The sequence below is a fragment of the Streptomyces sp. NRRL S-1022 genome, assembly GCF_000720135.1.
Classification (GTDB): Bacteria; Actinomycetota; Actinomycetes; order Streptomycetales; family Streptomycetaceae; genus Streptomyces.
In genome coordinates this window covers 23,701-50,497 of record NZ_JOIU01000032.1, presented here as the reverse complement: position 1 = coordinate 50,497, position 26,797 = coordinate 23,701, and the positions used below count along the sequence as shown (strand labels likewise).

Sequence of the window (26,797 nt, the reverse complement as noted above, 5' to 3'; positions counted from 1 at the left end):
CCTTCATGCCGTACGTCCGTTCGTCGTCAGGATCGCGCCGGGCGCCACGTCCCGGTGGGCGACGGCGCCGGCGCCCACCACGCCGCCCCGGCCGACGGTGACCCCGCGCAGGACGACGGCACGGGCCGCGACCCAGCTGCCCGGCTCCAGCCGGATGGGGCCGTTGTCGAACTCGAACGTGGCGGACCGGGGACGGTGGCTGCCCGTGCACAGCAGCGCGCTCTGCGAGACACAGCAGTCGTGGGCGATCGTGACGGGTTCGAGATTGAGGATCCAGGCGCCCTCGCCGATCCACACGTCGTCGCCGATCTCCAGCTTCCACGGCCAGTGCACCCGCACCCCGTGCCGGATCAGCACCCGCTGCCCGACGCGGGCGCCGAAGGCCCGCAGCAGCGCGGGGCGCCAGCGGGCCGGGCACCACCATTTGACGAAGACCAGGTGGAGGACGGCGAACCAGGCGGCCTGCACGAGCACCGGGCGCCCCTTGTCGTATCCGGCACCGGTGAAGCCGCGCAGGGAGCGGTCCACGACGGGCCGGCGGGTCATGACCGGCCCGGGATCAGAGGGGTTCACGTGCGTGATCCTTCATGCCGCGGAGGGCGAAGCGCCCGCGATCGAGGCGTGTTGGCGGCAGGCTTGCCCGGATGGAGGACTCTCAGTACGCGCCTTGGCCGTTCAGCACCGCGCGTACGGTGCGGGCCACCACGTTCACGTCCATGGACGGCGACCAGTTGTCGACGTAGCGCAGGTCGAGCGAGACCGTCTCGTGCCAGGACAGGTCCGAGCGGCCGCTCACCTGCCACAGCCCGGTCAGACCCGGTTTGACGTCCAGCCGGCGCATCTCCACGGAGTCGTACTTGACGACCTCCTCCGGTACCGGGGGCCGCGGGCCGACCAGGGACATGTGGCCGAGGAGGACGTTGAACAGCTGGGGCAGCTCGTCGAGCGAGTAGCGGCGCAGGACACGGCCCAGGGGGGTGATCCGGGGGTCGCGGCGCATCTTGAACATGTGGCCGTCGTTCTCGTTCGCCGCCTCCAGTTCGTTCTTGAGGCGGTCCGCCCCGACGACCATCGTGCGGAACTTCCACATCGGGAACGGTGTGTTGTGCCGGCCGGCCCGGATCTGGCGGTAGAAGGCGGGACCGGGTGAACCGAGCCGCACGGCCAGCGCCAGCAGGAGCAGCAGCGGTGACAGCAGCACGATCAGCAGGAGAGCGCCCACCCGGTCCACGGCCTCCTTCAGCAGGGCCGGCATGCCGCGGCACAGCGGCGGCGAGATGTGCAGCAGGATGAGCCCGGACGCCGAGGTGAGGCGGACCCGCCGGCGGGCGACCTCGACGATGCCGGGCAGCACGACGATCGGGCGGCCCCGGTCGTGCACCGCCCAGGACAGCCGGCGCAACCGCTGTCCCGACAGATGGGGGCCCGACGCCACGAAGACGAGGTCGGCGGCGAGTGCGTCGGCCGCGCCGAGCACCGTCTCCGCATCTTCCCCGGACGTCTCGGGCTCCGCCCGGGGCAGCCGCACGTGCACGGGGACACCGGAGAGCACCTCGTCCTCGCCAACGGGGCAGCAGCCCACGATCACGTATTCGTGGTCGGTGCGCTGGGCCAGCTGTCCGACCACCGCGTCGATCGTCGCCCCCTCCCCGACCACCAGGACGTGGCGCAGCGCGCGGCCGTCGCGGCGGGCGGCCAGGAGGTGGCGGTGGATCGCCTTGTGGCACGCGGCGGTGAGGACGAGCGCCGGGAGCAGCGCCGTGAAGGCCTCGGCCGGCACGCTCTCCAGCCCGCACAGCACGCGCAGCGTGGCCAGCGCGCCGACCAGCAGCAGCCAGTCCCGCAGGACGGCCGCCAGACCACCGCCGTCGCCCCAGGCGGAGAGCGTGTACCGCTTGCCGGCCACTCTGATCAGCGGCCACATCAGGGCGGCGACGACCGCCAGACGCAGGGGATGGGGTTCGTGGACCTCCACGATCGCCGCCGCGACAGGCAGCGCCGCGCCCGCCAGGTCCACGCCGACGGACACGGGACCGTACCAGCGCGCCCGGGTGCCTTCCGGATGGGCCGGCCGACGCGGCACGGAGACCGGCGCCTGTCGGGATGCCGCGATTCTGAAGGGCCGCATGCTTCTCCTTAGCAGCTCCAACCCCAGCCAACCGGCGCGGCCGCACCGCCCTCCACATAGGTCGGTCACGCCTTCACGTGATCTTTATATCAAGTGATAGGCATGTATGTCGGACTTAACTACTCCCCTCCCCGGTACAGCAGTCGGGGCAGACACCCCAGAAGGTCACGGCGGCCCCCTGGACGTCGCACACCGCCGGCAGCCGCGGCTCCATGCGGGGGCCGCGCCCACCGTGCACTCGGCGTCACACTCGGCCTCGGACCTTTCCTCAGGGAACCAAGGCGTCGGCGGCCGGCTCGTCCGCGGGCCGGGCCGGTCCCGGGACGTTGCGGAAGCGGAACGGCTCCGGTTCGCGGCCGGCCTGCACGAACCAGCACTCCCCCGTGCCGTCGCCGGTGAGGATCCGCAGCACCGTGTCCGCGACGGCTTCGGCCGGGATGACGGGCAGCCCCTGCTCGGAGAGCAGGCCACGCAGGTGGTCGATGATGCGCGACTCGGCGAAGCCCGGGCAGACCGCGTTGAAGCGCACGTTCTCCGGTGCGAGCGCCGGACCGAGGGAGCGGGCGAGTCCGACGACCGCGTGCTTGTTGGCCGCGTACAGCGGATCGAGCGGCACCGCCGCCAGGCCCGCCAGGGAAGCGGTCGCCACGATGGATCCCCCGCCGCGCGCCCGCAGCGCGGGCAGTACCGCGTGGGTCCCGAAGACCACGCCGTCCAGATTGGCGCCCATCGCCCGGCGGTAGCGTGCGGGATCGAAGTCCTCGCCGACGCCGCAACCGGTCGCCACCCCCGCGTTCAGCAGCGCGATGTCCACACCGCCGTACCGCTCCTCGGTGAACCGCACCAGGGCGCGGTTGGCGTCGAGGTCGGAGACGTCACAGGCGCGGAATTCGCCGTCGACCATGTGGGCCACCTCCCGGCCGCCCTGCGCGTCGAGGTCGGCGACGACCACGCGCGCGCCCGCCCTCGCCAGGGCCAGTGCCGAGGCCCGGCCCAGTCCGCTGGCGGCGCCGGTGACGATCGCCACCTTGCCGGCCAGCGCGGCGCCCTCCGTCCGCCCCCGGCCGAGGGCCTCGCCGGCGCTCACACCAGCTCCAGCACGAGCTTGCCGACGTTCTCGCCGCGGAAGAGCATCTGCAAGGTGGCGGGGAAGTCGTCGACGGTGCCCTTCACCACGTGTTCCTTGACCTTGATGCGGCCGGCGCCGATCCAGGCGGAGATCTCCTGGGCGGCCTCGGCGTACTGCTTGGCGTAGTCGAAGACGACGAAGCCCTCCATGCGGGCCCGGCGCACCAGCAGCGAGAGGTAGTTGGAGGGGCCCTTGACCGGCGTGGCGTTGTTGTACTGGCTGATCGCGCCGCAGATCACGACGCGCGCGTGCATCGCCAGCCGGGTGAGGGCGGTGTCGAGGATGTCGCCTCCGACGTTGTCGAAGTAGACGTCGATGCCGTCGGGGGCGTGCTCGCGCAGCGCCTTCTTGACGTCGTCGGACCGGTAGTCGATCGCCGCGTCGAATCCCAGCTCGCCGGTGAGCATGGCGCACTTCTCCGGCCCGCCGGCGATGCCCACGACGCGACAGCCCTTGGCCTTGGCTATCTGACCCGCGATGGTGCCGACCGCGCCGGCCGCCCCGGACACCACGACGGTCTCGCCGTCCTGGAGCGCGCCGACGTCCAGCAGCCCGAAGTAGGCCGTCATGCCGGGCATGCCCAGCGCCCCCAGGTACGTCGAGGGCGGGGCGAGGGAGGTGTCGATCTTCATGGCGCCCCGGCCGTCGGAGACCACGTACTCCTGGACGCCGAAGGTGCCGACCACGTGGTCGCCGGGCTGGAAGCCGGGGTGGTTCGACGCGGTGACCTCGACGACCGAGCCGGCCCGCATCACCTCTCCGAGACCCACGGGCGGCAGGTAGGAAGGACGGTCGTCCAGCCAGCCCCGCATGGCCGGGTCCAGGGAGATCACGCGCGTACGGCCCGCGAACCGGCCCGGCCCCGGATCCGCGAGGGGTTCCGAGCGGTGCTCCCAGTCCTCGGGCTTCACTTCACCCACGGGGCGGGCTGCCAGACGGATCTGGCGGTTGGTCGCGGACATCACGCCTCCTGTTGGTACGGCCTGCCGCGACCATACCGACCAGTAGGTACGCCTGGCACGTGACATTCGCCACACGCATTCAGCGGTGACCTCGACAGGTCTATCAGGCATTCCAACCAGTCGGTATCGTGCGCCGCCGCACCGATGCTCCACCGCCACCTCCCACGGACCCGAGCAGCACCGGAAGGCCATGCGATGACACACCCCGACGACCGGTACCCGCCGACAGCACCGCCGGGACGGACGCAGCGCGATCCCTGGCGGTACGACGCCCCCGCGTACGCCCCCTACGACCCGTACGGCCAGGCCGGGCACCGCCCGCCGCACGTGCTCCAGCCCCAGCCGCCCGGCCCCGACCTCACCGCCCTCCGCTCGGCCTACCGGGGGCTGCGCCGGGTCTCGACGCTCGCCGCGCTCGGCTCGTTCGTGGCCTACGTGCTGCTGTCCTGCTGGGCGCCGGACCTGATGGGTTCCGAGATCGCCGGGGCGCTGAGCCTGGGCATGGGCATGGGGATCCTCCAGCTCCTCGTCACCTTCGCGGCCGTCTTCTGGTACGGGCGCAGCGCACGGCGCTCCGTGGACCCGCTGGCGCAGGCGGTCAGGGAGAGATCCGTCCGGCCTGCGCGGGATGCCGGGGTGGCGGGATGAACGACTACGGCTCGGGGACCCAGGCACTGGTCCTGGTCCTGTTCACCACCCTGGTGACGCTCACCCTGCTGATGTGCGTGATGGCGGGGCCGGACCGGGACGACCTGACGAACTTCTACACCGGCTACCGCTCACTCACCCCGCTCAAGAACGGCCTGGCGATCGCGGGGGACTACATCTCCGCGGCCACGGTGCTGAGCACCACCGGCATCATCGCGCTCGCCGGCTACGACGGCTACGTCCTCGCGGTCAGTACCGCTCTGTCCCTGGTGCTGCTGATGTTCCTGCTGGCCGAGCCGCTGCGCAACGCCGGCAGCTTCACCATGGGCGACGTACTGGCCCGCACCATGCCCGGGCGGGCCGTGCGCATCGCCTCCTGTGTGGTGACGCTCTCGGCGACCCTGCCCTTCCTGGTCGTCCAGCTCTCGGGGGCCGGGTCGCTGCTCACCTTCATCCTGGGCATGTCGCACGAATCCGGCGCCAGGACGATATGCATCGTCCTCGTCGGCACCCTGATGGTCATCTACGCGGCGATCGGCGGCATGCGGGGCACCGCACTGGTCCAGATGATCAAGATCGTGCTGCTGCTCGGCACCAGCCTCACCGTCGCCGCCCTGGTCCTCCACCGCTTCGACTGGAGCCCCGGCGAGGTGCTCCGGGCCGCCGAGCGGGGCACCGGCACGGGCCCGGCGTTCCTCCGCCAGGGCCTCCAGCTGGGCACCTCGGCGGCGCAGCGGCTGGACTTCGCCGGCCTGCAGATCACCGTGATCCTCGGCGCGGCCTGCCTGCCGCACATCACCATGCGGCTGTACTCCGCACGCGACGTGCCCGCCGTGCGCCGCTCCATGTCGTGGGCGGTCGCCACGGTCACCACGTTCTGCCTGCTCGTCATCGTCATGGGTACGGGCGCGGCGGCGCTGGTGGGATCGCAGTCCATCACGGCGGCCGATCCGCACGGCAGGACGTCGGTCCTCATGCTGTCCCGTGTGCTCGGCGGCGGCGCCGGCTCCGCGGGCACGACGGTGCTCTACGCGGCCGTGGCGGGCACGGTGTTCATCACCCTGCTGTCCTCCGTCGCGGGGATGACCCTGGCCGCGGCCTCGTCCCTCGCCCACGACCTGTTCGCCCACGCGCTGCGGCGGCAACGGGCGGCACCGCGCACGGAGATGACGGTGGCGGCGTGGACGAGCGTGGCGGTGGGCACCGTCGCCGTCCTGCTCTCCGTCCTGGTCGAGAACTGGGACGTCGGCGTGCTCACCACGCTGGCCATCTGCATCGGGGCGTCGGCCGTCGCCCCCGCGCTGACGTACTCGCTGTTCTGGCGCGGGTTCACGCGCACCGGTCTGCTCGCCAGCCTCTACGGGGGCACGGCGTGCGCGCTGGTGCTGATGGTCTTCTCCAAGGCGGTCTCGGGCGCGCCGTCCGCCGTCTTCCCGCACGCGGACTTCGGGTGGTTCCCGCTGCAGTCCGCCGGCCTGGTCTCCGTCCCGTTCGGCTATCTGGCGGGCTGGCTGGGCAGCCTGCTGGACCACCGGCGCCGCGCCGCCGAGAGCCGCGAGAACCGGCGGCTGTACGAGGAGAGCGAGGCGCGGCTGCTGGCCGCAGCCGAGTGAGCGGGGCGGCGGGGCGGGCTGCGGGGAGCGGACACGGCGCCGCTCCCGTGGTCCGCCCCGGCGCACGGCCGGAGGGTCAGACCAGTGTGCCGGTCAGGGGCTGTTCGGTCCAGACGGTCTTGCCCTCGCGGGTGTAGCGGGTACCCCAGCGTTCGGCCATCTGGGCCACCAGGAGCAGTCCGCGCCCGCCCTCGTCGGTGGTGCGGGCGCGGCGCAGGTGTGGTGAGGTGTGGCTGGTGTCGCCGACCTCGCACACCAGGGTCCGTTCCCGGATCAGCCGTAGGGTCGCGGGGCCACTGGCGTACCGGTAGACATTGGTGACCAGTTCGCTGGCGATCAACTCCGTCGTGAACGCCAGGTGCTCCAGGCCCCATTCGGTCAGCTTGGCCGAGGTCAGCTCCCGAGCCCGGGCGGCGCTGGCGGGCTCCAGCGGCAGCTGCCAGGAAGCGACGTCCTGCGGTGGCAGCATGCGGGTGCGGGCGATCACCAGCGCGACGTCGTCACCGGGTTGCGAGGGCACGAGCGCGTCGACCACCGCCTGGCACGTGCGTTCCAATGCGTCCGCAGGGCGGCTGAGCGTCGCACACAGCTTGGTCAGGGCGGTGTCGGCGTCGATGTGGCGTTCGCCGATGAGTCCGTTGGTGTACAGGCACAGCAGGCTTCCCTCGGCCAGGTCGATCTCCCGGGCCTCGAACGGCAGGCCGCCCAGTCCGAGGGGCGGGCCGGCGGGCAGGTCGAGCGGGGCCACCCGTCCGTCCGGAGCGGTCACCACCGGTGGCGGATGACCGGCGCGGGCCACGGAGCAGCGCCCGGCGACCGGGTCGTACACGACGTAGAGGCAGGTCGCGCCGACGACCTGCTCGCCCACCGGCCGTTCGCCGGCCGCTTCCTGTTCGGCCGCCAGCAGGTTGACCAGGTCGTCCAGCCGGGAGAGGACCTCGTCCGGTTCCAGGTCGAGGCTGGCGAGCGTGTGCACGGCGGTGCGCAGCCGGCCCATGGTGGCGGCAGCGTGGATTCCGCGTCCCACCACGTCCCCGACGACGAGGGCGACCCGGGCCCCGGACAGGGGGATGACGTCGAACCAGTCGCCGCCCAGACCCGGGGCCCCGCTGGCCGGAAGGTACCTCACGGCCGTCTCGACGGCCGACTGGGCCGGCAGGCCCCGGGGCAGCAGGCTGCTCTGCAGGGTGAACGCGGTCTGCTGCTGCTGGGTGAAGCGCCGGGCGTTGTCGATGGCGACGGCGGCGCGCGAGGCGAGTTCCTGGGCGAGGGTGAGATCGTCCGCCTCGAAGGGATCGGGGCGGCGCGAGCGCCACAGGGTCATCACGCCCAGCACCAGGCCGCGCGCGACGAGCGGGGCCACGATCAGCGAGTGGACGCCCAGGTCCGGAGCGTGGGTCCCCCGGCGGCCCGCCACCGAGAACCAGTCGGGCGGAAGAACCGGTTCCAGGACCGCCCGGCCCTCGGCCAGGCACCTGGCCTGGGGCGTGCCGGGACCGAACTCCACGGGCTCGCCCTGGGGGTGGGGCGGGTTCGGCTGCCCGGCACCGGTCCCGCAGGCTCCCAGGCGGACCATGGAGCCGGCCGGGGTGCGCAGCGGTTCCTCACCCCGCGTCACCTGCCACAGCAGGTCCACCGACGCGTGGTCGGCGAGGTGGGGCACCATCACCTCGGCGAGCTCCCGGGCCGTCTCGGCCACATCGAGGGTGGTTCCGATGCGGCTGCCGGCCTGGTCGAGGAGCGCGAGCCGACGCTGGGCCCGGTGACGTTCGGTGATGTCCTCGATCATCTCGGCCACACCCAGGATGCGGCCGGAGGTGTCCTCCAGCGGGAAGGACGAGACCATCGCGACCCGCTCGTGTGCCGGGTCCCACTCCAGGCGGACGAACTGCTCGGAGTAGACCGCCGGCCTGCCGGTGTCCATCACCTGGCGCACCCGGTCCACGGCCTCACGCGCGTCGTCGGGGATGAGGAGCGAACCGGTGGGCAGCCCCCGGAAGTCGGCCGCGGGCATACCGGTGAAGCGTTCGATGGCCCGGTTGACCCGGAGAATGGTCAGGTCGGGACCGTGGACGACCAGGCCGATCGGGCACCGGCGGTACAGGCCGCCGACGATCGCGCGGTCTCTCTGCCATTCCAGGACGTCGGCCGCGGGCGCGCCGGCGAGGACCCACTCACGGACCCCGTCCTCGCGTGGGAGCGCACGAGCCCGCAGCCCGATGTCCACGAGCCGCCCGTCGCGGTGCCGCAGGGGCAGCAGGCCCGCCCAGCCGCCGGCTCGTCTACACTTCGCCACGGCCTCCCTGGCAGCCGGCAGGTCCCGGGGGTCGACGAGGACCTCGAACGCCCGGCGACCGAGCACGGCGGTGCCCGGATGGCCGAGCAGTTCCTGCGCCCGCCGGTTCCACCCGACCACGACCCCCCGGTCGTCGAGCACCGCCAGGGCCGCGAGGTGCAGGGCGAACGGTTCCTCGTGGCCTTCGTTCAGCTCCGTCATCCGCTTCTCCACCGCTGGACACCACCTTGTACGAGGCCACCGCTCGCCTATTGAAACCCGGTGGAAGCCCGGCCCGGTGGAGGCGTCTTCAGCGCGCGTGCCGCCAGGGCCCAGCCGACCTCCACCGCGGTGTCGGGAGCATCCAGGCTGGTGCCGGTGAGCTCCTCGAAACGGCGCAGCCGGTAGCGGACGGTGTTGACATGGACGTGTGCGCTGCGGGCGACGTCGCGGACGCGCCGTCCCCCCTCCAGGTAGGCCCGCACCGACTCCTCGACGAGCGCGCCGAACTCCCCCTCCGCCTCCAGTGGGCGCAGGTAGCGGTCGACCAGCAGCTCGGCGAGTTCCGGTTCGGCGACGACCGCCACCCGCCAGGACAGGTCGCCCAGGTCGTACACGCCGCGCAGACCGTAGGCACGGGCGGCTTGCAGCAGCCTGCCGGCGGCGCGGAACGAGCGGTGCGCAGCGGCCAGGGCCGTCGGTGGGCCGAGCCCCGCCGTCACCTGCAGGTCACCGGTCTCCGGCCTGGCCTCGACGACCCCGGCGACGGCCTCGTCCAGCACGGTGAACAGCGCCCCCCGGCCGTTCCTGCGGCCGCGGGACTCCAGGGAGCGGTCCAGCGTGTCCGGCCCGGCGTCGCCGTACGGGACGGCTCGGACGGCCCGGTACGGGCGCGACGCGTCCAGTCCGTAGATCGCCGCGCCGCCGTGGATCTCCGCGGCGCTGAGCGTCCCGTGCAGCAGCCCGCGCAGGAAGTCGGCGCGGCGGCGGGCGTCGAACACGGCGGAGTCGGCCTCCGCCTGCCGGTGGACGGCGGCGATCTGCAGGCTCGCGACGTCCACCAGCTCCCACAGGCACCTGGTGCGGTCCACGACGAGGCCCGGGTCCAGTCCGCGTCCGGTCGCCTCGGCGATGAACAGATCCCGTATCGCGCCCAGCGCCCGGCGGAACGCGCGGAGCCCGTCGCCGAGCGGCACGCCCCGGGCGGCCCGGTCCCGGGCCACCTCGGCCTCGCGGAAGTCCTCCGGCGCGGGCACCGTCCCCTCCCGCAGCACCGTGAGGGCCCGCTGGAAGTGCCGCTGCCAGACGCGGTCCAGGAGTTCCCGCGGGACCGCGCGGTAGGACGGCACGTGGCCCACCAGATCCGCGTACAACCCGCCGCCCACCTGCGCCTGCTGTGCGGCCATCGCGGCGATGACCCGTTCCAGGGGTGCCGCCGCACCCGCCTGTCCGGGCATCGATCCCACCTCCGCACCGTCGGCACCGGCCGTTGTACACCTGCACAATATGCCGCCCCGCCGCCTTGGCCAGGGAGCCGTCGACAACCCCTGAGCACCGGAAGCACAGTGGCACGACAGCACCAGGTGCCCGCGTCGACGCGCACGCGGCGAGGTTCTCGGCCGGCCGTGCCCGGAGCCGCCCTGCTGCTGCGCCCTCCCGACGACCCGTACGGAGACCCGCATGACCGACGAGCACCATCACCGCCGCCGCCCCGCCGCCGGCACCGGTCCGCGCCTGGCGCCGCTGCCCGAGGACGGCTGGGACCCGCCCGCCCGGGAACTGCTCGCCCCGATCCCCCGGGACGCCGACGGCCGTGTGGCCAACGTCTTCACCACCCTGGTGCGCCACCCCGGCCTCTTCCGGCACTTCCTGCCGTTCGGCACCCATCTGCTGCGCCACGGCCGGCTCCCGGACCGGACCCGCGAACTGCTGATCCTGCGCACCGCCCGCAACACCCGGGCCGCGTACGAATGGGGGCGGCACGTTCCGCTGGCCAGGGCGGCCGGGGTCACCGACGAGGAGATCCGGCGGGTCGGTGCGGGCCCGGACGCCCACGGCTGGACGCCGGCCGACGCCTGCCTGCTGCGCGCCGCCGACGAACTGCACCGGGACGCACGCCTGTCCGCGGCCACCTGGTCGGCACTCGCCGCCGGCCACGACGAGGCACAGCTGATCGAGATCACCATGCTGGTCGGTCAGTACCACATGGTCGCCTTCCTCCTGAACTCCGCCGGTACCCCGCTCGAACCCGGCTTCGCGACGGAGACCCTGCCCGCCCCCACCACCGGGACAGCACATGACGACGCCTGAGCCGCGGCACACCACGACCCACCCGGCCGGCCTGCTGACCGGCCGGAACGTACTGGTCATCGGAGCGGGCACCCGTCCCGGCGACGATCCAGGGGCGCCGGTGGGCAACGGGCGGGCGGTGGCCGTGCTCGCCGCCCGCGAGGGGGCCTCCGTCGCCTGTGCGGACATCTCCGCCTCCGCGGCGGCGGTCACCGCCGCCCTGGTCGCCGAGGAAGGCGGCCATGGCCTCCCCCTGGTCGGCGACGCCACGGACCCCGACCGGTCCGCGGCCGTGGTCGCCGAGGCCGTCCGTGAACTCGGCACGCTGGACGCGCTGGTGGTCAACGTCGGCATCGGTCTCGGCGCGGGTCTGGCGGGCACCTCACCACAACAGTGGGAGCACGTGCTCTCGCTCAACCTGGGCGCCCCGTTCCTCGCCGCCAAGTACGCCCTGCCCGCGATCGCCGACGGGGGGTCGATCGTCTTCGTCGGTTCCGTGGCCGGGCTGCGCGCGGCCACGGATTCACCCGCGTACGACAGTTCGAAGGCGGGCCTGTTCGGTCTCACCCGGCATGTCGCCAAGGAGGGCGGGCCGCGCGGGATCCGCGCCAACCTGGTCGTCCCGGGGCTGATCGACACCCCGATGGGCCGGGCGGCCTCGGCCCGGCGGGCGTCCCGCACGACCTCGTTCGGCCGCATTCCGCTCGGCCGCCAGGGCACCGCCTGGGAGGTGGCCGAGGCCGTCACCTTCCTGCTCTCCAGCCGCGCCTCCTACATCACCGGGCAGAGCCTGGTGGTGGACGGAGGGCTGAACGCCGTCTGAGCACGTCGGACCGCTCACCGGCCGACGGGGCGGGGGCGGTCCCCGGGCCGGTGCCCAGACCGGGACCGCCTCCGCCCGCTCACTTCGTCAGCGGGCCGTCGGCAAGCCGAACACCACGCCCGGTGCGGCCTCGCTCAATTCCTGGGAGACGCTCGGCGCGTACCTCACGAACGCCGCGGCGGCGCGCCGGCCGGGTGCGGGTGAGCGTGCTGACCACCCTGATCGGCGGGGCGGCGCGACCGGCCCGGGGGTCAGCGGCCGGGCGACGCCGACGCGCTCGGTGAGCCGCTCCTGGTCGGAGAGGCACTGACGCTGCCCGAAGGACTGGCGGAGGGCCGCGGGGACGGGGGTGCCGTTCGCGGGGGCGGGCTGGGACGGCGGCTGCGGGAGGGGCGGGGGGTGGGCGTCTCCTTCACCGGTGCCGGTGCACTGGTGGTGGCGGTGGGAGGCCGGGAGACCGGTGACGTGCTGCGCGGTGGGGCCGGCACAGGACGCCGGCTGCCGCCGGCGTTCCGGTCCCGGACGCCTTTTCGCGCCGGATGCGTGGGCTCTCGCTCCGGAGAAGCCGGTGAATCCGGGGGAACCGGCGCATCGGTGACGCGGATCTCGGGTTCCGTGAGGGACGGATCCGGGGGTGAGGCCGCTCGTTCGGCTGTCGACGGGAAGAGCACCGACGCGGTGGCCAGGCCGCCGAGGAGGGTGAAGGCGGCTGCGGCGAGGGAGCGGACCGCGTACTTCCGCAGCCGCGACGGATGGTCGTACCGGTCTTCCGGCAGGTCCCGCGACGGGGTCGGTGGCCCGGGGAAGGCGGGCTCGGAGGAGTCCGGCGCCCCGTCGAGGCGGACGTCCGGCATCGCCGCGTCGACGGCCGGAGCACCGTCTCTCCGCTCGCTCGGCTGTGCCATGCCGAAGTCGTACGCCCCGCACTCGGGGCAGGTGACGGCACCGTTGAGCGTGCGGTTGCACGGAATGCAGTAGTCCATGAAGCGGCCGTTCTCACTTCTCGTGTCGACGGGGGAAGGCCCGGGCCGGGCAGCGGTCAGCGGTTACCGGGGTCAACGGGGCCCGTCGAACGCGTGCTCAATCGCCGGCCGACATGTGGGGTAGGTAACCCTGCCGACGGGGTCACCGATGAGCGGGCTTCGCGTGAGGCGTGGGTTACACACCGGCCGTGCGATGAGGGCGGAACCGCGCGGCCTGCGTATGGCCTTCCGGAGAAGAAGGGAAAGCCGCCGCCGGGGCGCCGCGTCCCGGGGCGCTGCCGGAGCCGAGACGAGCCGAGGAGGAACCGTGGGCGACGACGGCGACCAGGAACGGACTCCCGCCTCGGACCGCGACCTCGTGCGGGAGACCAGGGACTCCTTCCAGGCCGTACTGGACGCGCTGGACGCCGCACGCGCCGAGCTCCTGCGCGATGAGCGGCAGCCCCTCCGGCCGGCTGCCGCCGAAGCGCTGGAGCCCGGCAGCCTGCGCCCGGCCGGCGCCCCGAAGCCTGTCGTTGCGGAGCCACCGGGGTCGACCGGCAGCCTGCGCCCGGCAGGCAGCCCCAAGCCTGTCATCGCGCAACCACCGGGGTCGACCGGCAGCCTGCGCCCGGCAGGCAGCCCCAAGCCTGTCGTTGCGCAGCCACCGGGGTCGGCCGGCAGCCTGCGCCCGGCAGGCATCCCGAAGCCTGTCGTTGCGGAGCCACCGGGGTCGGCCGGCGGGCCGGAGACCGTCCCGCCGCCGGTGGGAAGGCCGCCGGCGGTCGGTGGACCGGGCCCGGAGGCCGCGGCACCCGCCGCGGCTCCCCCCGTCCGGTCTGCCGACGCGCCCTCGCGGGAATCGGCGCCCCCGGACCGCGCGCGCAGGAGGAGACCCGGTCACGCACGGCGGCGGTTCGCCCGTCACCGGGACTTGCGCGTCGCCGCAATCGTCGGGCTGGGCGCGGCGAGCGCACTGGTGCTCGCCGCGTGGCTGCTGGTCCACCACGACGCCGGGCCGGTGGCCTTGCCTGCGCCGTCCGGGCACCGGGCGGCTCCCGGGCCGGAGAGTCCCGCGCCCGAGAACCCGTCTCCCCCGGCTCCCGGACGGACGGACCGGCCCGGTCCCGGCGCGTCGGATCCACCGCTCCCCGAGATCCCGGGCACGGGCGTCCTGCGCCCGGGGGACAGCGGCCATGGCGTCTATGAACTGCAGGTACGCCTCCAGCAGATACCGGGGCTCTACGACGGCGGCGCGATCGACGGCCGCTACGACGCGGAGGTCCGCGCCGCCGTGACGCTCTTCCAGCGGCGGTACGGGATCCGTGGCGACGAGAGCGGGGTCTACGGCGCCCGTACGCGTTTCGCCCTCATGCTGCGGACCAAGTAGCCGCCGGCAGAGGCCTGTTCCCGTGTCCGCAGGGCTGCCGGGGGCCGGGTCCGTGCGGGCCCCGGCCCCCGTGCGCGGCGCGGCTACGGAGCCATCTCGTACGCGCCGGAGAGCGCCTCGACCCGCTGCCAGACCCGCTCCGTGCGGGCCGTGTCGACGACCGGCCGCCGGACCGCGCCGAGGGCCCACTCCTGCTGCTGCGCGGTGGCCGAGTCCTTGCCGTGCAGTTCGACGGCGTGCGCGGAGAAGTCCCGCACGAGGACGGCGAAGAGTTCGTCGAGCACGTCCTGGTCCGCTCCGGTCAGGGCGGCCTGCTCCAGGACGAGCTGCCCGTGCACGACGAGAGCGAAGAGCTGACCGACCGCGAGGAGGAGGTCGAGGTCGCGGCTCTGCTCCTCGTCGGGGGCGGCCGTGGCGACGAACTCGCAGAGGGCGTCGGCCTGTTCGCGGAAGCGGCTGACGTTGGGCAGGTGTGCGTACGCGTCGAAGGCGGGCCGCCAGTCGTGGAAGCGCACCGAGCCGAGGCCCCGGGCAGGGCCCTGCCGGAACAGGAAGTCGTCGTCGGCCGCGTCGAGGCGGGTCGGTACGTCCGGGTAGGCGACCGGGTCCAGGAGGTGGCTGTGCATGAACTTCAGGATCAGCGCCAGGTTGACGTGGACCGTGCCCTCCAGCTTCGGCAGGCCGCGGATCTCCACGGCCGCCTGGGCGAAGTAGTTGTCCTTCTCGAAGCCCTTGGCCGCGATGACGTCCCACATCAGGTCGATGACCTTCTCGCCCTCCGTGGTCACCTTCATCTTCGTCATCGGGTTGAAGAGCAGGTAGCGGCGGTCGTCCGGACCGGCGGAGCGGAAGTAGTCCACGGCGCGGTCGCTGAACAGCTTCATGCCGACGAGCCTGACGTACGCGTCGGTCAGCTCCCGGCGCACGTGCGGGAAGCCGGTGACGGGACGGCCGTAGAGGATGCGGTGGCGGGCGTGGGTGACGGCCTCGTACATCGCGTGCTCGCAGATGCCGATCGAGGCGGTGCACAGGTTGAACTTGCCCACGTTGACCGTGTTGAGGGCGGCGTCGAAGGCGGCACGGCCGGTGTGCAGGACGTCCTCGGCCGCCACCGGATAGTCCTCCAGGCGGAACTCGCTGACGAACTTCGAGGAGTCGACGACGTTCTTGACCAGGTGGTAGGCGGGGTGACGGCTGTCGGCGGCGAAGAACACGTAACCGTCGGGGCCTTCGACGTCGGTGCGGCGGCCGAAGACGGAGACGAGCCCGGCGGCGTTGCCGTTGCCGATGTAGTACTTGGAGCCGGTGGCGCGGAAACCGCCGTCGCCGTCGGGCTCCAGCAGCATGTCGGTGGAGTAGATGTCGGCGCCGTGGGCCTTCTCGGACAGGCCGAAGGCGAACACCTCTCCCTGGGCGAGGAGTTCGGCGGCGCGGGCGCGGGCGGCGGCGTTGCCGCTCTGCCAGACCGGTCCGAGGCCGAGGATCGTGACCTGCCAGGCGTACCAGTAGTCGAGGCCGTAGAAGCCCAGGATCTCGTTGAGCGCGGCTATCCGGGCGGTGTCCCAGCGCTTGTCGGCCTCGCCCTCGCCCGCGGCGGACGCCGGGGTCAGGAAGGTGGCGAACAGGTTCTCCTTCGCCGCGAAGGCGAGGAAGTCGCCGAGCCAGGCACGGTTGCGGTAGTCCTCGATCAGCCGCCCCTTGCCGCGCTCCTCGAACCAGTCGACGGTGGCACGCAGCAGGCGGCGCGTCTCGGGGTCGAAGTGCGCGGGGTCGTAGGTGCGCGGGTTGAACAGCAGCTGGTCAGCCATGGAGATGATGCCTTTCGGCTGGTGGACGGGGGGTGGGAGGTCCGGCGGCGGGGCGGACCGGGGTGGGCACGGCGGCGGTCAGCGGCCCGGGCCGAACCGGGCCAGGGTGGCCAGCACGTCGTCCAGCCAGTCGATCATCATCCGCTCGTAGGCGATGCCGCCGCGCAGGACGACGTGCTGGAGTTCGCGCTCCGGGTCGAGGGGCGTGCGGGGGCCGGTCTCGCCCGGCCCGGGTGCCGTGAAGTCGCGGGTCTCGCCCGCGAGATAGTGCGCCAGCCGGTCCCGGTGCGCCTGCCGGTGCCGCTCCACCTCGCGGATCAGGGCGGCCGGGTCGTCGTCGAAGGCGGCGCCCCGGATCTTCACGGCCAGATCGTGGCGGACGCTCTCCGGCTCGATCGGATCGTGCAGCCAGGAGGTCAGCGCGGCCCGGCCGAGGTCGGCGACGGAGTACTCCTTCTTGTCCGGCCGGCCCTGCTGCGGGACGTCCCGGACGTCGACCCAGCCGTCGTTCTCCATGCGCTTGAGCACGCGGTAGATCTGCTGGTGGGTGGCGGTCCAGAAGTAGCCGATGGACCGTTCGAAGCGCCGGGCCAGCTCGTAGCCGGAGCCCGGCTTCTCCAGCAGCGACACCAGGATCGCGTGTTCGAGCGCCATACCACCGATCTTGCTATGCAACTCGTTGCATAGCAAGGCTCTCCCGGCCGGTGCGACGCGGCTCACGCCGCGCAAGGGCGTGCGGTTGTCGTCCGTCACGCGGCACGGGATCCTGAGGGGGCACGGAGGGAAGCGGTGCCATGGATCGTTTTCCGAATGCCCCCCATGTCGATTTCCACAGTCCGCTGGACCTCTCCAAGGCCGCCGCCGCGGTGCTGGACGCCGAAGGCCGGGTTTCCGGCTGGGGATCCTCCGCCCAGCGTCTGCTCGGCCACGCACCCGAGGACGTGCTCGGGCAGCCCGCCGCCCGGCTGCTGGCGACGGCCCCGGGGCAGCGGCTGTCCACCCTCTGCAAGCTCTGCCGGGCGCACCGGCCCCGCAGCACGGTGCTGGACCTCTGCTGCCGGGACGGACGCACCCTGCGCGCGGCCGTGACGTTCAGCCCGCTCGCGCACCGGGGCGCCGCCGCCACCGTCGTGGTCGCCGCCGCCCTGGAGTCGCAGCGCGGCTGGGAGGCGCAGCTGGCCCTGCTCCAGGGGATGGCGACCGAGTCCGACGTGGGCCTGACGATCTTCGACACCGACCTGCGCGTCGTCTGGGCGAACGTCTCCACCGACCTGGAGCTGGCCGGCATCGCCCAGTACATCGGCCGGCCGGCCTCGGACCTCTTTCCCGAGGGCGAGTTCCTCTCCCGTCACCACCCTCCGGACGAGGACCAGATCATGGAGCACGTACTGACGACGGGCGAGCCGATCATGGGCATGCACTATCGCGGGCGGGCCCCCGCCGACCCGGTGCGCGAGCACGTGTGGTCCTGCTCGTACCACCGGCTGGTGGACGCCCGGGGCGAACTGCTGGGGCTCTTCGAGGAGTCGCTGGACATCACCGAGCGCTACCGCGCCCAGGAACGGCTGTCGCTGCTCGTCCGGGCGGGAAAGCGCATCGGTGCCTCGCTGGACGTGCGCCGTACGGCCGCGGAGCTGGCGGACGTGGCGGTGCCGCAGCTGGCCGACGAGGTGCTGGTGGACCTGCCGCCGGCGGTCATCGAGGGACGGCAGCCGCCCACGGGTTCGGCGCCGGGGCACAGTCTGCTGCGGATGCACGGCCGGACCCCGGAGGAGTTCCGGACCAGCCCCGTCTCCTACCCGCCCTGGTCACCGCAGGCGCAGAGCCTGGCCACCAGCCGTCCCGTCATCGACCCCTCGCCGCCCGAGCCGCCGGACGGATCGGGTGCGGCCGCCGCGCACTCCTGCCTGTTCGTGCCGCTGCTCACCCGCAACGCGGTCCTGGGCCTCGCCACCTTCCGGCGCAGCAGCAACCCAGACCGCTTCGGGCCCGAGGAGCAGACGCTCGCCGTGGAACTGGCCGAGCGGGCCGCCGTCGGCATCGACAACGCCCGCCGTTACGCCAGCCAGCACGCGGCCGCCCTGGTCCTGCAGCGCAGTCTGCTGCCGCAGCGCCTGCCCGAGCAGAGCGCGGTCGACGTCGCGTACCGCTACCTGCCGGCCGACAGCCGGGTGGGCGTGGGCGGCGACTGGTTCGACCTGATCCCGCTGTCCGGCGCCCGCGTGGGCCTGACGGTCGGCGACGTGGTGGGCCACGGCATGCACGCGGCCGCGACCATGGGCCGGCTGCGCGCCACCGTACGGACCCTGGCCCTGCTGGACCTGGACCCGGCCGAGCTGCTGACCCGGCTGGACGGCCTGGTCGCGCAGGACTCGGAACCCGGCGCCGGGGACGGGCTCGGCGACGAGACGCTGGGCGTGACCTGTCTGTACGCGATCTACGACCCGGTCAGCGGCCGGTGCGTCTGGGCGAGCGCGGGCCACCCCCCGCCGATCGTGGCCGACGCGAGCGGCTCGGTGGCCCTGTCCGCGCTGGCGCCGGGACCGCCGCTGGGGCTGGGCGGTCTGCCGTACGAGAACGTCGAGCTGAGCCTGTCCGGCGGCAGTGTGGTGGCGTTCTTCACCGACGGGGTCGTGGAGGACCGCAGCACCGACATCGACAGCGGGATCGACCGCCTGTCCCAGGTGCTCACCTGGCAGCGCTGCCCGCTGGAGGAACTGTGCGACCGCGCGGTGTCGGCCCGCCCGCCCGGCCCGCAGGCGGACGACGCCACGCTGCTGCTCGTCCGCACCCGGCGGCTCGGCCCCGACCACGTGGCGGACCTGGAGCTGCCGCCCGATCCCGCCGAGGTGGCGCACGCCCGCACGGACACCGAGCGCCAGTTGACGGCCTGGGGCCTGTCCGACCTGTCGTTCCCGGCCGCCCTCGTGGTGAGCGAGCTGGTCACCAACAGCATCCGGTACGCCTCCGGGCCCGTCATGCTGAGGCTGATCAGGGACCGCTGCCTGCTGTGCGAGGTCTCCGACAACGCGCACACCGCACCCCACCTGCGGCGGGCACGCCGGGACGACGAGGGGGGCCGCGGCCTGTTCCTGGTCGCCCAGATGTCCCAGCGCTGGGGTACGCGCTACACCGCGTCCGGCAAGACCATCTGGGCCGAACTGGCCATCCCCTGAGTCAGCACTCCGGCGCCCCGGGCCGCCGGCAGCGTACGGCGACGGCCGCGATGTCGTCGTCGAGCCTGCCGCCGCTGTAGTGGAGCAGGTCCCGGTGCAGCCGGTCCAGCAGGTCCCGGGGCGCCGTCGGGCCGAGCCGCCGCATCCACTCGGGCAGCGGGAAGAACGTTCCGGTGCGGTCCCGGGTCTCGGTCACGCCGTCGGTGTACAGCAGCATCTGGTCGCCCGAGGAGAAGGCTAGTGTGTCGATGGTGTACTCGCCCCCGAGGAGCGAGGCGAGGTTGAGGGGCGGCGAGGGGACGGTGGGCTCAAGGACGCGGATCTCTCCCTTCCGCACCAGCAGCGGCGGCGGGTGTCCGCAGTTGAGGATCTTCACCCGGCCACCGCCGTACTCGATCTCGGCGATGAGCGCGGTGGCGAAGTGCTCGGGCTGGTCCGGGTCGAGCAGCGCGACGCTGTAGCGGCCGATGCTGGTCTCCAGGCGGTGGATGATGCCCCTCAGGTCGGGCTGGTCGTACGCGTTCTCCCGGAAGCAGTTGATCACCGCGGAGGCGGCCCCCACCGCCGACAGCCCCTTGCCGCGCACGTCACCGATGAGCAGCCGTACCCCGTACGGGGTGTCGGCCACCTCGTAGAAGTCGCCTCCGATCCGGGCCTGCTCCTGGGCCGCCAGGTACAGCGACTCGATCTCGACGTGCTGGACCCGGCGCGGCAGCGGGCGCAGCAGCACCTGCTGGACGGCGTCGGCGACCAGCCGGATCTGGAAGAGTGCCTCCTCCCGCTGGAGCCGGAGATGGCTCGTGTAGGCGGCCGCCAGAGTGACCGCGACGATCGCGGCCGCCGTGTAGGGCGTGCCCAGATCGGTGTAGACGAGACTGAGCCCGACCATGACCAGCAGGCAGAACGCCCCCAGCAGGATGGTCGGGACCACGGGCCACATCGCGGCGGCGAGGGCGGGTGCGGCGGGCAGGAGACGGCTGAAGGCGATCTCCCTGGGGGTGGCGAAGGCCAGGCCGGAGATGAGGACGGTGAGGAGCACCGGGGACAGCACCACGGTCTCGCGTCGGCCACCGTAGGGCGGGCGGTGACGCCGAGGCCGTCCAGTCCTGATCACAAAAGCATCTTATCGGTGCACAACGGACTTCACTGCCGGACGAGACGCCTCCTCCGGCCTCCCGCCAGTGCGGTTATCAGGTGTGTGACGGTGGTGTTATCAAGGGTGTATGGCGGTATTTTCCGGCCCCCGTCGCGCTTCCCTGCTGGACGTGCGCAGTGCGGCCGGTCAGGTGTTCCTTCTCCAGGTCGTCATCGTGGTCCTGCTGGTCCTGGCCGCGGTGGCCGGCATGGTGCTCCAGGGGGCGAATGACGCCCTGCAGCAGGGCCGGCGGGAGTCGGTCATCGCGGCCCACTCGTTCGCGAACGCCCCGGGCACGGCCGCGGCCCTGCGCAGCCCGGACCCCTCAGCGGTGCTCCAGCCCCGGGCCGAGGCGGCGCGCAAGCGCGCGGGCGTGGATTTCATCATCGCCATGAGCACGACGGGGATTCGTTACACCTACCCCTACCCCAAGGAGATCGGGAAGAAGTTCGTCGGCACCATCGGACCGGCACTGAAGGGCCGTACCGTCATCGAGCAGGCCGGCGGACCGCCCCTGCCCGCGGGCAGGGGGACGGACGTGCAGGCGGTGGTCCCGGTGACCGACTCGCGCGGCACGGTGGTCGGCCTGGTCTCCGCCGGGCTCACGGTCAGGAACGTGGCGGCCCTGTGGATGCCGCAGCTGCCGATCATCCTGGGCAGCGGCGCCGCCGCGGTGGCACTGGCCATGACGGGGACGATGCTGGTGTCCCGGCGGCTGCGGCGGCACACGCGCGGCCTCTCCCCGGTGGAGCTGGCGGAGTTGTACGAGCACCACGACGCGGTCCTGCACGCGGTGCGGGAAGGGGTGCTGATCACCGGCGCCGACGGACGGCTGCTGCTCGCGAACGACGAGGCGACGCGGCTGCTCGGGCTGCCACCGGACGCGCAGGGGCGGCCGGTGCGGGAGCTGGGACTGCCGGAGCCGGTCATGCGCCTGCTGTCGTCGCCGGAGGCGGTCACCGACGAGGTGTACCGCGTGGGGAACCGGCTGCTGGCGGTGAACAAGCGGCCGACGTACCCGCGGGCCGGCCAGGGCGGCAGCGTGCTGACCCTGCGGGACACCACGGAACTGGCAGCGGTCTCCGGACGCGCCGAGGTCGCCAGGGAGCGGCTGAAGCTGCTGTACGAGGCCGGGGTGAGGATCGGCACCACACTGGACGTGGGGCAGACCGCCCAGGAGCTGGCCGAGGTGGCGGCACCGCAGTTCGCCGACCTCGTGACGGTGGACCTGCTCGACGCGGTGCTGCGGGGCTGGGAGCCGACCGCGGGGGGCTGGCGGCACCTGCGCCGGGCGGCGATCGGCGGCGCCCAGCGGATGATGCCGGTGTACCCGCTGGGCGAAATGATCACGTTCTCGGCCCGGAGCCCGCAGATGCGGACGCTGCAGGAGGGGCGGGGCCTGCTGGAGGCGGACCTGCGGCAGGCCCTCGGCTGGCGGGAGCAGGACGCGGAGCGCGCCCGGAAGGCCCTGGAGAGCGGGCTGCGGTCGCTGGTGACCGTGCCGCTGCGGGCGCGGAACGTGGCGCTGGGCGTGGTGAACTTCTACCGGACGGCGGATTCCCCGGCGTTCGAACCGGAGGATCTCGCCTTCGCGGAGGAACTGGCCGTACGGGCGGCGGTGGCCATCGACAACGCCCGGAGGTTCACCCGGGAGCACGCGATGGCGGTGACGCTGCAGCGCAGTCTGCTGCCGCGGGGGCAGCCGGAGCAGGACGCGCTGGAGGTGGCCTGGCGGTACCTGCCGGCGGAGGCGGGGGTGGGCGGCGACTGGTTCGACGTCATCCCGCTCCCGGGGGCGCGCGTGGCCCTGGTGATGGGCGACGTCGTCGGGCGCGGCCTGCACGCGGCGGCGACGATGGGCCGGCTGCGTACCGCGGTGCACAACTTCGCCGTCCTGGACCTGCCCGTGGACGAGGTGCTCGGGAACCTGGACGACCTGGTCGTCCGCATGGACAACGAGGAGCACGCGGGTGACCACGAGGGCGCGGGCGTGACCGGGGCGACCTGTCTCTACGCGGTCTACGACCCGGTGGCGGGAGCCTGCACCATGGCCCGCGCGGGGCACCCGGAACCGGTGGTGGTGCGCCCGGACGGGACGGTCACCTGTGCCGGGGTGCCGGCCTCGGCACCCCTCGGTCTGGGCGGCTACCCGTTCGAGACCGCCGAGCTGTCCCTGCCGGAGGGTTCGCAACTGGTGCTGTACACCGACGGGCTGGTGGAGGACCGCGGCCAGGACGTCGACGCCGGGATGGAGAGGCTGCGCCGGGCGTTGGACGGGTCGGGGAGCCGTACCCCGGAGGAGACGTGCCAGGTGGTGATCGACGCGCTGGATCCGTCGCGCTCCTCCGACGACATCGCGCTGCTGACGGCACGCACCCGGACGTTCCCGCCCTCGCGGGTGGCCGAGTGGGACGTGCCGCCGGATCCCGCGCTGGTTCCCTCGGTGCGGGCGCGGTGCAGGGAGACGCTGCGGGAGTGGGGGCTGGAGGAGGCCGGATTCGCCGCGGAACTGATCGTCAGCGAACTGGTCACGAACGCGATCCGGTACGGCTCGCCGCCGGTGGTGGTGCGGCTGCTGCACGGACGCTGCCTGATCTGCGAGGTGGCGGACGGCAGCGGCACCTCGCCGCGGCTGCGGCGGGCGGCGAGCACGGACGAGGGCGGGCGGGGGCTGTTCCTGGTGGCGCAGTTCGCCCAGCGCTGGGGGACGCGGTACACACCCCGCGGCAAGGTCATCTGGGCGGAACTGGTGCTGCACGACGGCGGTTCGGCCGCCTCTCCCCTCCCACCGGTCGACTTCCTCCTCGACCGGTTCGACCTCGACCAGCCGGACGATCCCGCCCGGTGAGCCGAGACGGGACCCCGGGCCGCGTGCCCGTCGGCCGGACCACGACGGCGCCCCCGGAATTCCGTAACGCGCGCCGGATTCACCGGTCGTCCGACCGATGCCGCGGACCGCGGGCGGCGCCATCCTGACCCCATGACTGACACCCCCCACCCCCATTCCGCAGAACGCCGGCGCAACCCCGAGCAGGCCGACGGCCCGGGCGGCGCGAGCCGCCGGACCGTCATAGCCGCCCTGGGCGGTGCGACCCTCGGAGCGGCCGCCCTCGGGCTCACGGCCGGGCAGGCGACCGCGGCCGCGGACCGCAAGCACGCGGCCCAGGCCCCCGCCCGGGCGGCCGCCGACTGCGTACTCACCCCCGAGCAGACCGAGGGGCCCTACTACCTGGACCTGGAGACGGTCCGCAAGAACATCACCGAGGGCAAGGCCGGCGTACCGCTCACCCTGCGCGTCAAGGTGATCGACACGGCCACCTGCGCCGCGCTGCCCGGCACGGCGGTCGACATCTGGCACTGCGACGCCCTCGGCGTCTACTCGGGATACGCGGCCGGAGGCTCCACGCCGGACACGACGTTCCTGCGCGGCGTGCAACTGACCGACTCCGCCGGCGTCGCGGAGTTCACCACCGTCTACCCCGGCTGGTACGTCGGCCGCGCCCTCCACATCCACGTCAAGACGCACGCCGGCGGCACGGTCGCCGACGGCAGGTACCGGGGCGGCCACGTCTCCCACACCGGCCAGCTCTACTTCCCGGAGACGTATAACAGCAGGATCGCCACACTGGCCCCCTACCGGCGCAACACGGCCACCCGGACGCTCAACGCCAGGGACGGCATCTACCGCAACGGCGGATCCGCCACCTTGCTGACGCTCACGCAGAACGGGAGCGACCTCGGCACGGGAGTGACCGGCACCGTCGTGCTCGGCATCGACCCCGACGCCGTACCCTGACGCTCCCGCCGAGCGGTGGCCGGTCCACCGCACCGGGGCCGGCCGCCGCCGCGCGGCCGGCCGCCGGGAAGGCGCCGTCCGGAGAACCGGACGGGGGGCCGGAACGGGCGCACGGGAATGGGCGCACGGGAAGCGGGGATGACCGGAGCATGACATGCGAGTCGTGCGGTGCGCCGCTGCCCGGCCGGCCCCGCCGCGGCCGGCCGGCCCGCTACTGCTCCGGCGCGTGCCGCCAACGGGAGTTCAGGCGACGCTCGGCGCTCCGGGCGCGGACGCCCGCGTCACCGCCCGCGCCGGGCGCCGCCCCCTCGGCCGGCGGCCTGCCCCGGTCCCTCGACTCCTTCGTGGGCCGGCGGGCGGAGCTGTCGCGGCTGCGCGCCCTGTCGAGGACGTCGCGGCTCGTGACGCTGACCGGTGCCGGCGGCGTCGGCAAGACGCGGCTGGCGCTGGAGTTCGCCAGGGGTCTGCCCGCCCGCCACGGGCAGGTGGACCTGGTCGAACTCGACGCGCTGCCGGACGGCGCCGCGCTCGCCCGGTCCGTCGCCGCCGCGCTGGCCATCGGGGAACGGGCCGGGCGATCCGGTGTGGACGTGCTGGTCGACGCGATCGGTGACGCACACCGGCTGCTGGTCCTGGACAACTGCGAGCATCTGGCCGAGCCGTGCGCCCGGCTGATCGCGGCCCTGCTGAGCCGCTGCCCGCGCCTGCGGATCCTGGCCACCAGCCGGGAGGCCCTCCGGGTGCCCGGGGAGAGCGTGCTGCGGGTCGGCGAGCTGTCGCTGCCGCCGGCCGGCGCCGGGGACGACCCGGTGGCCCTGCTGCGGGCGGACGCCGTCCGGTTGTTCGTCGAGCGTGCCTCCAGCTGCTCGCCCGGGTTCACGCTGCACCGTGGGAACGGCCGGACGGTCGCCGAGATATGCCGCAGACTGGACGGCCTGACGCTCGCCGTCGAGCTGGCGGCCCGCCGGGCGGCGACCCTCACGCCGGGCGACATCCTGGCGGGACTGGACGACCAGATGTCCCAGCTGTCCCTGCTGGCGGGCGGACACCGGACCGGCCCCGGGCGGCACCGGGAGCTGGCCGCCGCGGTCGACTGGAGCCACCGCCTGCTCGACCCGGCCGAACAGGCGGTCTTCCGGCGCCTCGGGGTCCTCGTCGGCGGGTTCGACACGGCAGCGGCGCGGGCGGTCTGCGCCGGTGACGGCATCGCACCGGCGCGGTTACTCGGCATCCTGTGCGCCCTCGAAGCCAAGTCCCTGATCGTACGGCTCTCCGGGGACGCGGAGACGGCACGGTTCCGGCAGCTGGGCACCATCCGCGCCTACGCCCTGGAGCGCCTGCGCGCGTCCGGCGAGCTGCGTGTCACCAGGCGCCGGGTGGCCGAGTGGCTGACCGCGCTGGCGGACCGGGCCCGCGACGAGGTGTTCCCCGACCAGGCCGGCAGCCCGCTGGCCGGGGAACAGGACAACCTCGCGGCGGCGTTGGCCTGTGCCGGCCCTCAGGATGCCTCCCGGGCACGGCTCGCGCTCGAACTGGCGCGCGTGCACTACGAACGGGAACAGCCGTCGGCCGCCCAGGCCCTGCTGACGGGACTGCTGCGGGAGACCGGCGCCCGGGCGCTCGGCGGCGCGGTACCGGCGCTCGCCGCGCGCGTGGCCTGCCAGCAGGCCGACCTGGCACGGGCCCTGCGCCTCGGCGAGCAAGCGGTGGCCATGGAGCGCACGCGCCGTCACCCCGCCGCACTCGCCAACGCACTGGACGCCCGGGCCGCGGCGCGGCTGTGCCGCGGGGAGTGCGCCGCGGCCGTCGCGGACCTGCGCGAGTGCCTGGCCGTCCTCGCCGCGCTGGACCAGCCTCAGGACACCGCGTGGTGCACCCATCACCTGGCCTGGGCGCTGCTGCAGTCGGGCGGGGAACGGGAGGCCGACCTGCTCATGTCCCGCTGCCTGCCCGTGCTCAGGGCCCACGCCCCCTGGAGCCGGGTCGCTGCCGCCCTGCACACGGCGGGCGCCGTACGGCTGGCTCTGGGGCGACTGGCCAGTGCCGAGGCGCTGTTCACCGAGGTGCTGCGGATCGTCCCCGCCACCGGTTTCCACGCGCTGTACCCCGTGGAGGGCCTGGCCCTCGTGGCCGCCGAGAGCGGCGACATGCGGCGCGCCCTCCTGCTGTACGAGGCGAGCGCGCAGGCACGCCGCCGGCTCGACACCGTGTCCGAGGCCCCGTGGCGACTGCGGCTGGAACGCGCCGTGGCCCGTGCCAGGACGGGACTGCCGGCGGCCGCGCGGGAGGCGGCCGTCAGCGGCGGCCGCCGGCTGGGCGAGGACCGGCTCGTCGCGTACGCGTTACGGACGCGGAGCGACGGTCACCCGACGACGACGGAGGATGCGCGGAGCGACGCTGACCGGTGCCCGCTGACCGCACGGGAGTTCATGGTGGCCGCGCTCGTCGCCGACGGGCTGACCAACCGCCAGATCGCGGAGCGGCTGGGTCTGTCGGCCCGTACGGTCGCCACGCACCTGGACAAGGTGCGCGACAAACTGGGCATGCGGTCACGCACCCGGATCGCCCTGTGGGTGGCCGCACGGGCCGGGGCCGGTCGGCGCCCGTCCGGGTGACGCGTCCCCGCTCCCGGGTACGGTCCCCGAGCCGTCCCGGCGCGTCCG

18 protein-coding genes are annotated in these 26,797 nt (G+C 73.6%); 9 read left to right on the top strand and 9 right to left on the bottom strand.

The features are described from left to right. Positions 1–3: 3 nt before the first annotated feature. From IG05_RS0135315 to IG05_RS0135300, 4 genes are all read right to left on the bottom strand, one after another. Positions 4–546, bottom strand: a complete 543-nt coding sequence (locus IG05_RS0135315; protein WP_030348173.1) for an acetyltransferase — start codon at positions 544–546, stop codon at positions 4–6. A 109-nt stretch (positions 547–655) separates the two neighbouring features. Continuing rightward, positions 656–2,017: a sugar transferase gene (locus IG05_RS0135310; RefSeq protein WP_030348172.1), complete on the bottom strand. Its 1,362-nt coding sequence runs from the start codon at positions 2,015–2,017 to the stop codon at positions 656–658. Positions 2,018–2,396: 379 nt separating this feature from the next. After that, on the bottom strand, positions 2,397–3,215 hold the full coding sequence (locus IG05_RS0135305) for an SDR family NAD(P)-dependent oxidoreductase (protein WP_030348171.1): 819 nt from the start codon (positions 3,213–3,215) through the stop codon (positions 2,397–2,399). Beyond that, positions 3,212–4,219 (bottom strand): NADP-dependent oxidoreductase, encoded by a 1,008-nt coding sequence (locus IG05_RS0135300; RefSeq protein WP_030348170.1) that lies wholly within the window; start codon positions 4,217–4,219, stop codon positions 3,212–3,214. Before IG05_RS0135300 ends, IG05_RS0135305 begins: the two co-directional genes overlap by 4 nt. 195 nt (positions 4,220–4,414) lie before the next feature. Here IG05_RS0135300 and IG05_RS0135295 point away from each other — a divergent pair, with 195 nt between their 5' ends. After that, a complete protein-coding gene (locus IG05_RS0135295) occupies positions 4,415–4,867 on the top strand; it encodes a DUF485 domain-containing protein (RefSeq protein WP_030348169.1) in 453 nt (150 codons plus the stop codon). Then, positions 4,864–6,480 carry a cation acetate symporter gene (locus IG05_RS0135290; RefSeq protein ID WP_030348168.1) on the top strand — a complete coding sequence of 539 codons (1,617 nt, stop codon included), beginning with the start codon at positions 4,864–4,866 and terminating at the stop codon, positions 6,478–6,480. Before IG05_RS0135295 ends, IG05_RS0135290 begins: the two co-directional genes overlap by 4 nt. A gap of 76 nt (positions 6,481–6,556) precedes the next feature. On the opposite strand, the gene IG05_RS0135285 is transcribed toward IG05_RS0135290, so the two are convergent. Further along, positions 6,557–8,977: a SpoIIE family protein phosphatase gene (locus IG05_RS0135285; protein ID WP_030348167.1), complete on the bottom strand. Its 2,421-nt coding sequence runs from the start codon at positions 8,975–8,977 to the stop codon at positions 6,557–6,559. A gap of 47 nt (positions 8,978–9,024) precedes the next feature. Continuing rightward, positions 9,025–10,212, bottom strand: a complete 1,188-nt coding sequence (locus tag IG05_RS0135280) for a helix-turn-helix domain-containing protein (protein ID WP_030348166.1) — start codon at positions 10,210–10,212, stop codon at positions 9,025–9,027. Positions 10,213–10,435: 223 nt separating this feature from the next. Here IG05_RS0135280 and IG05_RS0135275 point away from each other — a divergent pair, with 223 nt between their 5' ends. The 3 genes from IG05_RS0135275 to IG05_RS50085 all read left to right on the top strand — a co-directional run bounded on the left by IG05_RS0135275 (position 10,436) and on the right by IG05_RS50085 (position 14,219). Continuing rightward, positions 10,436–11,065, top strand: coding sequence for a carboxymuconolactone decarboxylase family protein (locus tag IG05_RS0135275; protein ID WP_051790608.1), 630 nt, complete (start codon positions 10,436–10,438; stop codon positions 11,063–11,065). After that, positions 11,052–11,867 (top strand): SDR family NAD(P)-dependent oxidoreductase, encoded by an 816-nt coding sequence (locus tag IG05_RS0135270; RefSeq protein ID WP_051790606.1) that lies wholly within the window; start codon positions 11,052–11,054, stop codon positions 11,865–11,867. Before IG05_RS0135275 ends, IG05_RS0135270 begins: the two co-directional genes overlap by 14 nt. A 1,896-nt stretch (positions 11,868–13,763) precedes the next feature. Continuing rightward, entirely contained in the window at positions 13,764–14,219 is a 456-nt protein-coding gene (locus IG05_RS50085; RefSeq protein WP_037815302.1) for a peptidoglycan-binding domain-containing protein, read from the top strand. Between the two features lie 83 nt (positions 14,220–14,302). Here the strand turns inward: IG05_RS50085 and IG05_RS0135255 are convergent, their stop codons facing one another. Both IG05_RS0135255 and IG05_RS0135250 read right to left on the bottom strand, forming a co-directional pair. Beyond that, entirely contained in the window at positions 14,303–16,027 is a 1,725-nt protein-coding gene (locus IG05_RS0135255; RefSeq protein ID WP_030348161.1) for an acyl-CoA dehydrogenase family protein, read from the bottom strand. Positions 16,028–16,105: 78 nt separating this feature from the next. Further along, positions 16,106–16,681, bottom strand: a complete 576-nt coding sequence (locus tag IG05_RS0135250; RefSeq protein WP_030348160.1) for a PadR family transcriptional regulator — start codon at positions 16,679–16,681, stop codon at positions 16,106–16,108. 140 nt (positions 16,682–16,821) lie between these two features. Here IG05_RS0135250 and IG05_RS0135245 point away from each other — a divergent pair, with 140 nt between their 5' ends. Beyond that, positions 16,822–19,203: a SpoIIE family protein phosphatase gene (locus tag IG05_RS0135245; RefSeq protein ID WP_030348159.1), complete on the top strand. Its 2,382-nt coding sequence runs from the start codon at positions 16,822–16,824 to the stop codon at positions 19,201–19,203. A gap of 1 nt (position 19,204) precedes the next feature. Here IG05_RS0135245 and IG05_RS0135240 read toward each other — a convergent pair whose 3' ends face one another. After that, on the bottom strand, positions 19,205–20,317 hold the full coding sequence (locus IG05_RS0135240) for a PP2C family protein-serine/threonine phosphatase (RefSeq protein WP_030348158.1): 1,113 nt from the start codon (positions 20,315–20,317) through the stop codon (positions 19,205–19,207). Between the two features lie 109 nt (positions 20,318–20,426). On the opposite strand from IG05_RS0135240, the gene IG05_RS0135235 reads away from it, so the two are divergent. The 3 genes from IG05_RS0135235 to IG05_RS0135225 all read left to right on the top strand — a co-directional run bounded on the left by IG05_RS0135235 (position 20,427) and on the right by IG05_RS0135225 (position 26,749). After that, complete coding sequence (locus IG05_RS0135235; RefSeq protein WP_030348157.1) at positions 20,427–23,186, top strand: SpoIIE family protein phosphatase/ATP-binding protein; 2,760 nt, start codon at positions 20,427–20,429, stop codon at positions 23,184–23,186. A gap of 132 nt (positions 23,187–23,318) precedes the next feature. Then, positions 23,319–24,134, top strand: coding sequence for an intradiol ring-cleavage dioxygenase (locus tag IG05_RS0135230; protein ID WP_078894701.1), 816 nt, complete (start codon positions 23,319–23,321; stop codon positions 24,132–24,134). A gap of 149 nt (positions 24,135–24,283) precedes the next feature. Then, positions 24,284–26,749: an ATP-binding protein gene (locus IG05_RS0135225; RefSeq protein ID WP_051790604.1), complete on the top strand. Its 2,466-nt coding sequence runs from the start codon at positions 24,284–24,286 to the stop codon at positions 26,747–26,749. Positions 26,750–26,797 lie beyond the last annotated feature (48 nt).